This is a genomic window from Micromonospora sp. NPDC047187 (assembly GCF_040643355.1).
GTDB lineage: Bacteria > Actinomycetota > Actinomycetes > Mycobacteriales > Micromonosporaceae > Micromonospora > Micromonospora salmantinae.
Map to the genome: position 1 here is coordinate 32,872 of NZ_JBEYUF010000002.1, position 13,636 is coordinate 46,507.

Annotated in this window: 13 protein-coding genes and 3 tRNA genes; 5 read left to right on the forward strand and 11 right to left on the reverse strand. The window is 72.1% G+C overall.

Annotated features, from left to right (window positions below):
- Positions 1-100: 100 nt before the first annotated feature.
- Positions 101-541, reverse strand: coding sequence for a hypothetical protein (locus ABZ794_RS04615; protein ID WP_210784163.1), 441 nt, complete (start codon positions 539-541; stop codon positions 101-103).
- 129 nt (positions 542-670) lie between these two features.
- Between ABZ794_RS04615 and ABZ794_RS04620 the strand changes: the two genes are divergently transcribed.
- Positions 671-1,375: a DUF2786 domain-containing protein gene (locus ABZ794_RS04620; RefSeq protein WP_238689251.1), complete on the forward strand. Its 705-nt coding sequence runs from the start codon at positions 671-673 to the stop codon at positions 1,373-1,375.
- Between the two features lie 12 nt (positions 1,376-1,387).
- On the opposite strand, the gene ABZ794_RS04625 is transcribed toward ABZ794_RS04620, so the two are convergent.
- Complete coding sequence (locus ABZ794_RS04625) at positions 1,388-1,915, reverse strand: SRPBCC family protein (RefSeq protein WP_210784165.1); 528 nt, start codon at positions 1,913-1,915, stop codon at positions 1,388-1,390.
- 46 nt (positions 1,916-1,961) lie between these two features.
- On the opposite strand from ABZ794_RS04625, the gene ABZ794_RS04630 reads away from it, so the two are divergent.
- Complete coding sequence (locus ABZ794_RS04630) at positions 1,962-2,906, forward strand: hypothetical protein (RefSeq protein WP_357514255.1); 945 nt, start codon at positions 1,962-1,964, stop codon at positions 2,904-2,906.
- Positions 2,907-3,072: 166 nt separating this feature from the next.
- On the opposite strand, the gene ABZ794_RS04635 is transcribed toward ABZ794_RS04630, so the two are convergent.
- The 8 genes from ABZ794_RS04635 to ABZ794_RS04670 all read right to left on the reverse strand — a co-directional run bounded on the left by ABZ794_RS04635 (position 3,073) and on the right by ABZ794_RS04670 (position 8,671).
- Positions 3,073-3,146: transfer RNA gene (locus ABZ794_RS04635), tRNA-Phe, on the reverse strand.
- Between the two features lie 99 nt (positions 3,147-3,245).
- A tRNA-Asp gene (locus tag ABZ794_RS04640) sits at positions 3,246-3,319 on the reverse strand.
- Positions 3,320-3,376: 57 nt separating this feature from the next.
- A tRNA-Glu gene (locus tag ABZ794_RS04645) sits at positions 3,377-3,449 on the reverse strand.
- Positions 3,450-3,603: 154 nt separating this feature from the next.
- Complete coding sequence (locus ABZ794_RS04650) at positions 3,604-4,386, reverse strand: polysaccharide deacetylase family protein (RefSeq protein ID WP_238689249.1); 783 nt, start codon at positions 4,384-4,386, stop codon at positions 3,604-3,606.
- 75 nt (positions 4,387-4,461) lie between these two features.
- Positions 4,462-5,412: a MerR family transcriptional regulator gene (locus ABZ794_RS04655; protein WP_357514637.1), complete on the reverse strand. Its 951-nt coding sequence runs from the start codon at positions 5,410-5,412 to the stop codon at positions 4,462-4,464.
- Positions 5,402-6,022 carry an isopentenyl-diphosphate Delta-isomerase gene (gene idi / locus ABZ794_RS04660; RefSeq protein ID WP_357514257.1) on the reverse strand — a complete coding sequence of 207 codons (621 nt, stop codon included), beginning with the start codon at positions 6,020-6,022 and terminating at the stop codon, positions 5,402-5,404. The genes ABZ794_RS04655 and idi overlap by 11 nt, the downstream gene beginning before the upstream one ends.
- Positions 6,019-7,500: a phytoene desaturase family protein gene (gene crtI, locus ABZ794_RS04665; protein WP_091395988.1), complete on the reverse strand. Its 1,482-nt coding sequence runs from the start codon at positions 7,498-7,500 to the stop codon at positions 6,019-6,021. The genes idi and crtI overlap by 4 nt, the downstream gene beginning before the upstream one ends.
- A gap of 28 nt (positions 7,501-7,528) precedes the next feature.
- A complete protein-coding gene (locus ABZ794_RS04670) occupies positions 7,529-8,671 on the reverse strand; it encodes a polyprenyl synthetase family protein (RefSeq protein WP_210784169.1) in 1,143 nt (380 codons plus the stop codon).
- Between the two features lie 65 nt (positions 8,672-8,736).
- Here ABZ794_RS04670 and ABZ794_RS04675 point away from each other — a divergent pair, with 65 nt between their 5' ends.
- Positions 8,737-9,660 carry a phytoene/squalene synthase family protein gene (locus ABZ794_RS04675; protein WP_357514259.1) on the forward strand — a complete coding sequence of 308 codons (924 nt, stop codon included), beginning with the start codon at positions 8,737-8,739 and terminating at the stop codon, positions 9,658-9,660.
- Positions 9,657-10,982 carry a deoxyribodipyrimidine photo-lyase gene (locus ABZ794_RS04680; protein ID WP_357514262.1) on the forward strand — a complete coding sequence of 442 codons (1,326 nt, stop codon included), beginning with the start codon at positions 9,657-9,659 and terminating at the stop codon, positions 10,980-10,982. The genes ABZ794_RS04675 and ABZ794_RS04680 overlap by 4 nt, the downstream gene beginning before the upstream one ends.
- Here the strand turns inward: ABZ794_RS04680 and ABZ794_RS04685 are convergent, their stop codons facing one another.
- Positions 10,983-12,059, reverse strand: a complete 1,077-nt coding sequence (locus tag ABZ794_RS04685; RefSeq protein ID WP_238689245.1) for a serine hydrolase domain-containing protein — start codon at positions 12,057-12,059, stop codon at positions 10,983-10,985.
- Positions 12,060-12,139: 80 nt separating this feature from the next.
- Between ABZ794_RS04685 and ABZ794_RS04690 the strand changes: the two genes are divergently transcribed.
- Positions 12,140-13,627, forward strand: a complete 1,488-nt coding sequence (locus ABZ794_RS04690; RefSeq protein WP_357514264.1) for an NAD(P)/FAD-dependent oxidoreductase — start codon at positions 12,140-12,142, stop codon at positions 13,625-13,627.
- Positions 13,628-13,636: the final 9 nt, after the last annotated feature.

Below are 13,636 nucleotides of genomic sequence, written 5' to 3' on the forward strand. Positions count from 1 at the left end.
CTCCCCACGGGCGTCCCCCCCACTGCCCGCCCTCCCGCGCGGGCACGCGGAGCCCACCCGGCCGCAGGCGGGGGGGGTCACCCGCGACCGTGCGGGTCGGTCAGAACGCGTGGTACGCGATCAGCGGTTCGTACTCGTACCGCAGGTTCTCGAAGCGGACCCGGAAGTTGACGCCGTCCCGGACGTTGGTCGCCACCGTGATCCAGCCCGAGTTGGCCGGCAGGTAGGTCCAGTAGTTGCAGGCGCTCGTCTTGTCGACGAAGATCACGCACGCGTCGGTGGCGTACACGCTCGCGTTGCGCACGTTGATGTCGCGACAGCGCGTCGTGGTGCGGTACTGGCCGGCCGAGCCGCCGTAGCGGCCGGTCTCGAAGTACGACCGGACCGCCCCGCCGTAACAGGTGGCGAGCGGGCCGAACGCGTTCGCCCCGGAGTTGACCGGCGTGGTCGGTGTGGTCGGCTCCGCCTGCGCGGGCGTGCCGACGGAGAGCAGTGCGGTGGCCGTGGCGACGGCAAGTAGACGAGCGGTCGGGGATGGCATCCGTTCGTTCCTCCAAGCAGTTGGTTGACCGTCCGTATCGGACTGATCATCTGGCCGTGACGATGATACGTATCGATCGATTGCCGTGCGGCCCCGATGATGTCCGGCCCGTGTGGTAGCTCTGTAGGCATGTCCGAGGCCATGCTCAGCAAGGTGCGCAAGCTGCTGGCCCAGGCCGAGGACCCGGCCTGCACGCCGGCCGAGGCCGCCGCGTTCACCGCCAAGGCGACCGAGCTGATCGCCCGCTACGGCGTCGACCGGGCGCTGCTCGCCGCCCGGGACCCGACCACCGACCCGGTCGGCGATCGGGTGCTGGACGTCGTCGCCCCGTACGCCCGCGACAAGGTCGGCCTGCTCGCCGCGGTGGCCGAGCCGCTGCGCTGCCGCTGCGTACGCCGTCGGCAGGGCAACGGCTTCGCCCTGCACCTCTTCGGCTTCGCCAGTGACCTGGAACGGGTCGACCTGCTCTTCACCTCACTGCTCGTGCAGGCGGCGCACGGCCTGGCCGCCACCGAGGTGCCCGCGGACGACCACCCCGCCGCCTTCCGCCGCTCCTGGCTGGCCGGCTTCGCCGAGGTGGTCGGAGGTCGACTCTGGGCGGCCGAGTCGGCGGCGGCCACCGAGTCGGGCGCACCGTCGATGGCGCTGGTGCTGGCCGACCGGTCCGACCGGGTGCAGCGCCGGCTCACCGAGGAGTACCCACGGCTGCGTACCGCACCGCCACGTCGGTTGGGCGGCACCGGCTTCGGTTCGGGGGCGGAGGCCGGCCAACGCGCGAACCTTGGTGGTCGGGACGTCGGCGGCGTCGCTGCCGGTCGGCGGCTCGGCCGGTGACCCGGCAGGTCGTCAGGCCGTCGAGCTGGGACGGTGGCGCGATACCGTGGCGACGTAGCGGGTGAGCAGCTCGTGCCAGCCGGCCGTGAGCGCCTTGCGGTAACCCTCGGCAGCCTCGCCGTGCCGGTCGAAGTGCCGATGCTCCAGCTCGACCCGGGTGTGTTCCGGCCCCTCGGCATGGAACAGCACCTCGACCTCGCTCGCGCGGGCCGGGTCCGGCACCGGCGCCCGGTCGGGACCGATCTGCCACACGAAGACCAGTCGGCGAGGCGGATCCCAGGTGAGCACCCGACCCCAGTCGGCGCGGAAACCGTACGGGCCGATCTCGTAGAGCATGCCGCCGGCCCGAGGCTCCATGCCCAGCTCGGCCAGCGCGTCCGGGCCGGACCAGGTGTATTCGGTGACCCACCAGTCGGTCAGCTCGTCGGTGAAGACCGCGAACGCGTGGTCGGCGGAGCCCGGGACGAGAAGGCTGCACCGGAGAGAGAACTGGCCGACGTCCTGCCGGATGTCGGCCGGATCAGTCAATTCCTGTCCCATAGGCCCGGACCATACCGGCTGATGCCTCGGTGTGCAGCTTCGCGCTGTGCCCGGTTCCAGACAGCGGGTCGTCGAGTCGTCACGGACGGGATGGCCCGCCGGAAAGCGGGTAACCGCGCCCAACGGCTCGGACGACCGGGCCGGTGTGCAGGTGGGGCGGGAGAGCATGAGCGAGAGCGGGCAGCAGCGGGAGCCGGACCGGAACGTCGACAGCGGGAACCCGGACGTCCTGCTCGACATTCCGAAGGTCTCCGTCGACTCCATCCGACTGGAGGTCGACGGTCTGGAGGCCGACCTGTCGCTGCGGGCCCGGGTGGCCAACCTGCTCCAGGTCGACGCCGGCGTACGGGTGCACCTCAACGGCGGCGAGTTGAACATCGACGGGGTGAACGCCGAGGCGCAGCTGCGGGTGCGGTTGGAGCAGCTGACCAGAATCCTGGGCCGCGCGCTCGACACGCTCGACCACAACCCACACATCATCGAGGCGCTCGCGGGCACGGCCGGCACCGCCGTCGACGACGTGAACCGCAGCGCCCAGCAGTTGGCCGCGGGCGCAGCGGAGATCAAGGCATCGAGTCGACGCCTGGGTTCTGATCGGCCGGATGCGGGTCGGTCTGGGGCTGGCCCGGTCGGTTCGGGACCGGGTGCCGGCGGACCCGGGCCGCGAGCCGGCGGCCCAGGGCTTGCCGACCAGGCGCAGCCGCAGGGCCAGCAGCCGCAGGGTCGGCGTCCTCAGGGCCAGCATCCGGGATCGGCGGGGCCGACCGCCGGGCAGACCGGCAACAAGCCCGGCCAGTCGGCGGCGTCCGGTCCGAGCCCGTCCGGGGACGGCGACGGTGGTCTTCCAGGCGCGGCGCAGGCTGCGGCGCAGAACGCAGCCCAGTTCGCCGAGCAGGCGGGGGAGACGCTACGAGAGGCCGGGCGCAGCGTGTGGGAGGCGATCCAGGGCAGCGTGGCCCAGCATCGCCCGCAGGGTCGCCGCGACCACTGAACACCGCGCGCGGTGTCGCGCCTGCTGGGACCGCGCGACTTCAGAAAGTCGTGTTGATCATCCAGGAGAGTGGTGGGTATGGCGTCACTGAAAGCGACCCACCAAAGCAAGATCCCCACCTGCGTTTCCGCTGGCGGGGACCTCTGTAGCCCGGCGAAAGGCTATGTGGCCAGGGGCGGGGTCGAACCGCCGACCTTCCGATTTTCAGTCGGACGCTCGTACCAACTGAGCTACCTGGCCGTGTCGCTCGGCTCATGTTACCCGGCAACCGGACGAACCGGCGGCAAGGCGACCTGCTCCGATACGCAGAACGCCGCGCGGGGCGCGGCGTCAGCGCTGCGGTCCTGACGGGACTTGAACCCGCGACCTCCGCCTTGACAGGGCGGCGAGCACTCCAACTGCTCCACAGGACCTAGCTTGTGTTGCTCCGACTTGCGCCGGTCTTGCCTTGCTCCGGCTTACGCCGGTCGTGCCCCCAACGGGATTCGAACCCGTGCTACCGCCTTGAAAGGGCGGCGTCCTGGGCCGCTAGACGATGAGGGCGGCCCCGCCATCATTGCACATTCGCAACTTCAAGCGGACTTGCTCCCATCCGGCCCCGCCGGAGGCTTGGAAAGCATACGTGATGCTCCGTCGGTCGACAAAATCGGTGTCGGCAAGGGCTTGATGTGGGCCATAACCGCAGGTCAGAGCGTTTCTAGCGGAGCCGGGTGATGCCGAAACGCTGCTTCAGGTCGGCGATCAACTTCGGGCATGCGGCGAGTGTCGCGGCCCGATTACCGCCCCCGTCGTGCAGAAGGACGATCCCACCGGGCCGGGTGGCGGCGTGCACACGCTTGCCGATCGTGGCCGCGGTCGGCTTGTCCCAGTCCTGCGGGTCGACCGACCAGTGCAGGGGACGCATGCCGAGGTCCTTGGCCACCCCGAGCACCTCCGACGTCCACCGGCCGCCCGGCTGCCGGTAGAACGACACCTTCGCGCCGGGAACGGCCTTCCGGATGGCCTTGTTGGTGCGGTCCAGGTCGGCCCGGATCTCGCCGACAGGTCGACGGGCAAGATCGAGGTCGTGACGCCAGCTGTGGTTGCAGAGCTGGTGTCCCTCCCGGACGATCCGCCGGACCAACTCCGGGTGACGTTGCACCTCGCGACCGACGACGCAGAAGGTCGCCGTCACCTTGGCGGCCTTCAGTTGGTCGAGCACCTTGGGTGTCCAGGCCGGGCTGGGCCCGTCGTCGAACGTCAGGGCCACCGGGCGTACGCCGGTGTTGCGCCCCAGACCGGCGGGGAGCTTGGCCGGCAGCGGCCGCAGGGGCGGCTTGGCCGGCTTGGTGACGCTGGGGTGCGGTGTCGGGGTGGGCGGCGTGGTCGATTCCACCGGCCGTGGAGCGCCGGCGGGTGCGATGGTGCGCTCCGGCTGCGCACAGCCGGAAAGGGCCAGCGCCACGGCGAGGACGGACGCCAGGATGGCGCGGGCTTGCATCTGCTCGCTCCCGGAGGGTCGGGGTAGGCGGACCCGCCCGACGGTAGTTCACGCCGCGATTCGGCGACAGTGCGATCAATCACGCCTCGACTGGTCCAGGGAGTCGCGGACGGCGGCGGAGAGCGAGACCGCCTCGGCCAGGTCGACCGGTCGCACCACCCCGGCGGGCAGCGTGTCGGCTCGCCAGCCGGGGCCGGCGGCGAGCACCAGCAACGGGCGCCGGGGGGCGGCGAGCAGCGCGCTGAGTTGGGTCGGGTCGGCGGTGGCCCGGGTGTGCGACCAGAGCACCACGGCGGCCGGTCCGGTCCGGTTGACCGCCTCGACGAGGGCAGCCACCGGCACCCGGGCGCCGAGCATCCGGTAGCTGACACCGGCCTCCGCGAGAGCCGCCGCCAACGCCTCCAGCGGCAGGGTGTGCTGTTCCTCGTCGGCGCAGGAGAGCAGGATCCGGGCCGGCCCGGTGGGGACGTTGGCCCGACTGGCCGCCGCGAGCGCCTCCGAGACGCAGCGGGACATCAGGTGTTCCACCTCGATCAGGCCGGCGGTGGCTGCGTGTCGTTCGCCGATACCGGCGAGCACCGGGCGCAGCAGGCCCTCCCAGGTGGCGACGACCCCGCCGGCGGCCAGGGCGTGCGCGATCGTCTCGCTGATCACCGCCGCGTCCAGTCGCATGGCGGCCCGGGCCAGGCCGCGGGCCGCCGGACCGGCACGGCCGACCGGGATGGAGCCGCCGCCGTCACGGCCGGTGGGGTGGATCCGGGCGGGGGCGACGGTGCCGGTGCCGTTGGGCATCGGGTCCGGTGCCTGGCGGGCCCAACGGGCCGCCTCAGCGGGGCTCACCCCCTCGGCGGTGAGCCGTCGCATGATCTCGAGACGGGCCAGGTCGGTGGGTGTGTACCGGCGGTGGTGACCGGGGACGTGTTCGCTGGGCCCGAGCCCGTAGCGCTGGTGCCAGGTGCGGAGGGTCGTCACCGCGACCCCCAACCGACGTGCGACAGCGCCCGCGCTCAGCGCCTCATCGACCACCCGACCGCTCCGCCGTGTCATCCGCCGACGATCCGGGCGGCGTCATGGCCGGGCCGGTTGCGCCCGACCGGGGCTCCGCGGGGCGTAGCAAGCGGTTCACCACCCCGCCCAGCCAGGGCGCGTACGACCGGGGATCGATCTTCAACTCGGCCTCCAGCGCGGCGGGGTCGGCCCACCGCAGCTCAGCCACCTCGTCCGGGTCGGGCAGTAGCGGAGCGTGGGGCAGGAACTCGCCTCGCAGTACGTGGTCGTACTCGAACTCGACCCGACCGGTCGCCGGGTCCTCGGCGTAGTAGACGTAGATGCCGACCTCGGTCAGCTCGACCGGGCCCGCGCCCAGCTCCTCGCTCAGCCGTCGGTTGGCCGCCTCGGCGAGCGACTCGCCAGGCTGGGGGTGGCCGCAGCAGGAGTTGGCCCAGCGCAGCGGGAACCGGGTCTTCACGGCGGCTCGGCGCTGGAGCAGCACCTGGCCGTCCGGGTCCACCAGCAACACCGAGAAGGCCCGGTGCAGCTGCCCCGGTGGTTGGTGCGCGGCCGCGACGGTCGTCTCGCCGTGGGCAGTGCCGGCCTCGTCGACGAGCTCGACGAGGTGCTTCTCACGACTGCTCATCGGCCTTCCCCGGTGATCCGGCCGGCGGCGAGCTTGCCGGAGATGAGCACCATCGGTACGCCGACGCCGGGTTGGGTCCCGGAGCCGACGAAGACCACGTTCGGCAGGTCGCGGTGCAGGTTGGACGGGCGGAACGGGCCGGTCTGGAAGAGGGTGTGCGCGGCGGCGAACGGGGTGCCGGCGGCCATCCCCTGCTCCTCCCACTCGGCGGGGGTGATCGCCCGGAGCACCTCGACCCCGGCGCCGAAGCCGACGTAGCCGCGCTCCTCCAGGGTGCCGATCAGCTGGTCGGTGTAGCGCTGGGTCAGGTCACCGCGCCACTCGAACGGCGCCCGGTGCAGGTTGGGCACCGGGGCGAGCACGTAGTAGGTGTGTCGGTCCGGCGGGGCCACCGCGGGGTCGGTCCGGCTCGGGTTGGTCACCAGCAGCGACGGATCGGTCATCAGCTCACCCCGTCGGATGACCTCATCGAAGGTGCCCTTCCACGCGCGTCCGAAATGGATGTTGTGATGGGCGATCTTCGCATAGGCCTGTCGGGAGCCGACGTGCAGAACGACGCAGGACGGCGAGTAGGTGAGCCGGCGCTGCGGCGCGGCGGGGAGCAGGTCCCGGTAGGCGACCGGCAGGTCGGGGTTGAGCACCACCACGTCCGCCGGCACCAGGTCGCCGTCGGCGGTGAGCACGCCGGTGGCGCGGCCGTTCACGGTCTCCACCCGGGTCACGGTGGTGTCGTACCGGATCTGCACGCCGTGCTTCTCGGCCGCGCCGGCCATCGCCCTGGAGACCGCGTGGATGCCGCCGCGTGGGAAGTAGACCCCGGCCACCGAGTCGAGGTACGCGATGACCGCGTAGATGGCCAGCGCGTCGTGCGGCGCGAGGCCGGCGTACATCGCCTGGAAGGAGAAGATCCGCTGGGTACGCGGGTCCCGGAAGAACTGGTTGATCTTCGTTTGGAGGCGTCGGAAGGCCCCGCCGCTGAGCAGCTTGAGCAGGTTGCCGGTGATCAGGTCGGTGGGCGCGTCCAAGTTGCGCTCGATGAAGTCGGTGCGCTCCAGCCGCCACAGCTCCCGCGCGTACTCGACGAACCGAAGGTAGCCGTCGGCCTCCCGAGGCCCGCAGACCCGGGAGATCTCGGCCGCCATCCGGGTGGTGTCGGTGAGCACGTCGAGGGTCGAGCCGTCCGGGTAGTACGCCCGGTAGGCGGGGTCGAGCGGGGTCAGGTCCAGCCAGTCGTGCAGCTCCTCGCCGACCGCGCCGAGCGCCTCGGCGATCAGGTCGGGCATGGTGAGCACTGTCGGGCCGGTGTCGAACTCGTAGCCGTCCACGCCGAGGCGTCCGGCCCGCCCGCCGGGCACCGGCTCGCGCTCCAGCACCGTCACCTGTCGACCGCTACCGGCCAGGTGCAACGCGCAGGCGAGCCCGCCCAGCCCGGCCCCGACGACCACCACCCGGTCCGTCCGTCCTGTCACCGTCCGCACGTGACCACCTCCTCGCTCAAGTCGCTCTTCAGGCCCGCCGGTTGGCAGCGGCGGTGGCCAGCCCGGTCAACGCGGTCCGCGCCGTCTGGTCCACGGGCGCGGCGTCGAGCGCGGCCAGCGCGTCGCTGACCCGCTCGGCGATCATCTGCTCCACCCGGGTCACCGCGCCGGTCTCGGCGACCAGTTCGGCGAGCGTGTCGACCGATCCGTCGGCGGCCCGCTCCAACGCCGTGAGCTGTGCCGGCGTGGCCAGCTCACGGGCCAGCATGAGCAGCGTGGTCGGCTTGCCGGTGCGGAGGTCGTCCCCGGCCGGCTTGCCGGTCGCCGCCGGGTCGCCGTAGACGCCGAGCAGGTCGTCGCGGAGCTGGAACGCTTCGCCGACAGCCAGGCCGTAGCGGGTGTACGCGGAGACCAGCGGGTCGTCGGCGGGCACCCCGGCCAGGCAGGCGCCGAAGAGCAGTGGTCGCTGGACGGTGTAGCTGGCGGTCTTGTAGCGGGCCACCCGTAGTGCCCGGTCGACCGACCAGCTCTCCGGGTCGTTCTCGCCGAGCACGTCCAGATACTGCCCGGCGACCGTCTCGACCCGCATCTGGTCGTAGCAGCGGCGCACCTCGAAGAGTCGCGTCGACGGCACCGAGGCGTGGGAAAGCAACTGGTCGGCCCAGACCATGCAGAGGTCGCCGATGAGCACGGCGACGGCCTCCCCGAACCGGCCGGGATCACCTCGGTGGCCGGCGGCGACGTGCTGTTCGGCGAGCGCGACGTGCGCGGTGGGCCGGCCGCGGCGGGTGGTGGACGCGTCCATCACGTCGTCGTGCACCAGCGCGAAGGTGTGCAGCAACTCCAGCGCGGCCAGCGCGGGCAGCACGGGTGGTAGCGGCGCGGTGCCACCGACGGCCCCGCGCCACCCCCAGTAGGCGAACGTGGAGCGGATCCGCTTGCCGCCGGTCAGGACGGCCTCCCGCGCGGTGGCGGCGAAGCTGCCCATCGACGAGTCGATGTCGTTGAGGGTGTCGACCTCGGCGGTGAGGAAGGCGTCCAGGGTCTCGTCGACAGCCGTGACCAGATCGTGGGTATAAGCAGCCAGAACGGCGCGGACCGGATCGTCCCCGTCCCCCGGCCCTGTCGGCGCCACGCGGGTCACGTTGCCCGCAACTGCGTCGTTGGCCATGCGGCTGAGCGTACCCTAGGGTACGAGTTGCGTCGATTGGTGCGTCGAAAAATGGAGGAGGGCCGGTGGAAACTGATCTCACCGCTGCCTATGACCGGTGCCGTGAGCTGCACAAACGCCACGGCCGCACCTACTATCTCGCCACCCGCCTGCTCCCCGCTTGGAAACGACGACATGTGCACGCCCTCTACGGGTTCACGCGGTACGCGGACGAGATCGTCGACCGCACCGAGGACCTGCCGCCGGCCGAGCGGGCCGCCCTGCTGGACTACTGGGCCAGCCAGTTCGTGGCGGGTCTGCACGGTGCGCCGGTCGACGACCCACTGTTGCCGGCAGTGCTGCACACGATCGCCGTCTTCGATCTCGACCGGGACGACTTTGCGTCGTTTCTGAAGAGCATGGCGATGGACCTGACCGTCACCGCGTACCCGACCTACGACCACCTGCTCGACTACATGGAGGGCTCGGCGGCGGTCATCGGCACCATGATGCTGCCGATCCTGGGCACCTCCGACCCGGTGGCGGCCCGGGAGCCGGCCCGACAACTCGGCTTCGCCTTCCAGCTCACCAACTTCATCCGGGACGTCGCCGAGGACCTCGACCGGGACCGCACCTACCTGCCGGACGAGGACATGGCGAAGTTCGGGGTCACCCGCGAGGAGTTGGTCGAGGCCCGCGCCCGGGGCCGCGTCACAGCCCGGATCCGCGAGCTGATCGAGTACGAGGTGACCCGCGCCCAGGCGCACTACGCCGCCGCAGCACCAGGCATCACCATGCTGGCGCCCGCCTCGCAGGCCTGCATGCGCACCGCGTACGCCCTCTACGGCGGCATCCTCGACGAGGTGGCCGCGCAGGACTACGACGTCTTCGTCCGGCGGGCCCTGGTGTCGCAGCGGCGACGGATGGCGGTGGCCGCGCGGGCCCTGCTCAGCCCGACCGGTACCCCGGTCGTCATCCCCGGGCCGACCATCCAGCCGGAGAGCCGGTGACCGCGAGCACGGCGATCGTGCTCCTCACCCGCGACCTGCGGGTGCACGACCACCCGGCGCTGGCCACCACCTGTGCGGCCTTCGACCAGGTGGTGCCGCTGTACGTGCTCGACCCGGCGCTGGCCGACCTCTCCGCCAACCGCACCCGCTTCCTGCACCAGGCCCTCGCCGACCTGCGCGACCAACTCCGTGAGCGTGGTGGCGACCTGGTGGTCCGGCACGGCGACCCGGCGGCCGAGACGATCCGGCTGGCCGGCGAGGTCGGGGCCACCGCCGTCGCGCTGTCGGCCGACGTCAGCCACTACGCCGTCCGTCGGGAGCGGCGACTACGCGCCGAGTGCGAGCGGCACCGGCTGCACCTGCGACTGTTTCCCGGGTTGACAGTGGTCGAGCCGGGCGCGTTGCGGCCCGGTGGCGGCGGCGACCACTACCGGGTGTTCAGCCCGTACCACAGGGCCTGGGCGGCGAACCGGTGGCGCGAGGAGTTGGCCGCGCCGCGCCGGATCGCGCTGCCCGATCGGGTACGCGTGGGTCGGCTGTCGGCGCTGCCGGCCGGCGACTCACCCGACGCGGCCAGCGGTGGTGAGCGGATCGCCCGGCAGCGGCTCACCGACTGGCTGCCCGACCTGACCCGGTACGGCGATCAGCACGACGACATGGCCGGCGACGACACGTCCCGGCTCAGCCCGTACCTGCGCTTCGGCTGCGTTTCGCCGCTGGCGGTGGCGAACCGCGCCGGCGACCGGTCCGGCCCGTTCGTCAGGCAGCTCTGCTGGCGGGACTTCTACTACCAGGTCACCGCAGCCTTCCCGGAGATCTCGACAACGGCGTACCGGCGGGGCGCCACCGAGCAGTGGCGCTACGACGACGACGCCTTGGCGGCCTGGACCGAGGGACGCACCGGAATGCCGATCGTCGACGCCGGGATGCGGCAGATGCTGGCACAGGGCTGGATGCACAACCGGGCCCGGCTGATCACCGCCGGCTACCTGACCAAACACCTCGGGCAGGACTGGCGGTCCGGAGTGGCGGTGTTCTTCCGCTGGCTGCTCGACGGGGACGTGGCGAACAACTCCGGCAACTGGCAGTGGGTCGCCGGCACCGGCAACGACACGAAGCCCTACCGGGGGTTCAACCCGGTCCGGCAGGCCGAACGGTACGACCCGGACGGCGACTACGTGCGCCGGTGGGTGCCGGAGCTGGCGGGGGTGCAGGGCAAGGCCATCCACCAACCGTGGCGGCTGCCCGAGGCCCTGCGCCAGACGCTCGACTACCCACCGCCCCTCTCGGTACCGGACACCGACCCCGTCTGGCTGCGCTGATCAGAGCACCGAGTGCAACGCCTCGACCAGTTCGTCCACCCGGTCGTGCTCGGCGAGGTGCGCAGTGGCGTACGCGAAGATGTAGCCGCGCTCGGGGTCGGCCCACGCGCTGCTGCCGCCGATGCCACCCATGCCCCAGCTGCCGTCCGGCTCCCACTGCATGCCCAGGGTCCAGTGGGCGTCGCGGTCCAGCACCAGGTCCGGCCCGTCGTACTGGACCCGGGTCGCCTCCGCCACCAGCTCCGGGCTGAACAGCCGAACCCCGTCCAGGACACCACCGGCCAGGAGGCCGGCGTAGAGCCGGGCCAGGCTGGACGCTGTGGCGTGCAGGTTGACCGCTGGCACCTCCGCGCCCCGCCACATCGGGCTGTTCAGCACGGCCAGGTCCAGCCCGCCGGCCGGGTTGCCCATCGCCCGCGCCCGTGGCGAGCCGGGCTCGCCGAGCATTCGGGTCGGCCACTGCGGGTCGCCGTACCGCAGGTCCGCGCACCGCAACTGGTCCGCCTCGGTCAACCCGAAGCCGAGGTCGAGTTGCCACCGGTCGGCGATCTCCTCGGCCAGGAACCGGCCCACCGACCGTCCGTCGACGCGGCGGACCAGCTCGCCCACCAGGTGCCCGTACGTCCAGGCGTGTTCCCCGGCGACCGAGCCCGGCGACCACTCGGGGTCGGCGGCGGCCAGGTCGCCGATGAGCAGCGCCCAGTCGGCGATCGCGGCGGCCGGTCGCGGCACCGGAAAGGCCGGCAGTCCGGCGGTGTGCGACAACACCTGACGCACTGTGGCGGGAGTGCGGAACTCCGGCCAGTACCGGTCCACGGGTGCGTCGAGATCGACGGTTCCCCGGTCGACGAGCAGCAACAGGCAGAGCGCTGCCACCGGCTTGCCGACCGAGTAGACGTTCACCAGCGTGTCCGGCAGCCACGGCTCGCCGCCCGGCCCGTGGCCGCGGCGGGAGCCGCCGGTCAGGTCCACGACCGGCTGCCCGTCGTACCAGATGGTCAGGGCTGCGCCGGTTTCCCGACCGGAGGCGAGCAGGTCGTGGAAGCAGTCCTGGACCGGAGCGAAGCGTGCGTGCATCCGGCCACGGTAGGCGTCCGGGTCGGTGCGCGCGCCGACTTTTCCGCCGACCCCGGTGGTTGGGGTGGTGTCGCTGGGGGATGCTGTTCGGTGTGGCGGATCCGGAGCTGGTGGATGTGGTCGTGGTCGGGCTCGGGGTCGGCGGCGAGGAGGTGGCCGAGCGACTTGCCGAGGCCGGCCTGAACGTCGTCGGCGTCGAACGGGATCTCGTCGGCGGGGAGTGCCCGTACTGGGGCTGCATCCCGAGCAAGATGATGATCAGAGCCGCCAACGCGCTCGCCGAGGCTCGCCGGGTCGACGGGCTCGCCGGAACGGCGCAGGTCCAGCCGGACTGGGCGCCGGTGGCGAAGCGGATCCGCGAGGAAGCCACCGACACCTGGGACGACACGGTCGCGGCGGAGCGGTTCGTCGGCAAGGGCGGCCGGCTCGTGCGGGGCAGCGGCAGGCTCGACGGTCCGCGTCGGGTCCGCGTCGGTGACCAGGTGTTCGAGGCCCGGCACGGGGTGGTGCTGGGCACCGGCACCCGTCCGTCGGTGCCGCCGATCGACGGCCTGGCCGACACGCCGTACTGGACCAACCACCAGGCGATCGAGGTCGAGGAGCTGCCGGAGTCGCTGCTCGTGCTGGGTGGCGGCGCGATCGGCCTGGAGTTGGCGCAGGTCTTCGCCCGCTTCGGGGTCCGGGTCACAGTGGTCGAGGCGCTCGACCGGGTGCTGGCCGTCGAGGAACCCGAGGCGTCCGAGGTCGCCGCGGCGGCGCTGCGCGCCGACGGCGTGGAGATCCACACCGGGGTACGCGCCGAACGGGTCGAACACGACGGGACCAGGTTCACCCTGCGCGGTGGCGGCGGCGCGGAGTTCACCGCCGACCGGCTGCTGGTGGTGACCGGGCGCAAGGCACACCTGAGCGAGCTGGGCCTGGACACGATCGGCCTGGACGCCAGCCAGCGTTACCTCCCGGTCGACGACCGTCTGCACGTCACCGACCACCTCTGGGCGGTCGGCGACATCACCGGCGAGGGCGCCTTCACGCACATCGCCATGTACCAGGCGGGGATCGTGATCGCCGACATCCTGGCCCGTGCCCGGCAGGCGAAGGCGGGGGCGGACGCCAGCGGCACCTCCAGCGTGGTCGGCGGCGCGATGGGCGCATCCAGCTCGCTGGCCGCCAGCGGGTCGAGCGGGTCGGCCGGCACCGTTCCGCGAGCCGACTACCGCGCGCTGCCCCGGGTGACGTTCACCGATCCCGAGATCGGCGCGGTCGGGCTCACCGAACAGCAGGCCCGCGAACGCGGCATCAACGTGCAGGTGGGTTTCACCAAGCTCAGCAGCTCCACCCGCGGCTGGATCCACCGGGTCGGCGACGACGGTTTCATCAAGCTCGTGGCGGACGCCGACCAGGGCGTGCTGATCGGTGCCACCTCGGCCGGTCCGGCCGGTGGCGAGGTGCTGTCCGCGCTGGTGGTGGCGGTGCACGCGGCGGTGCCGCTGAGTCAGCTCCGGCACATGATCTACGCGTACCCGACCTTTCACCGGGCCATCGAAACCGCCCTGCGCGACCTGTCCTGACCCCGGCTC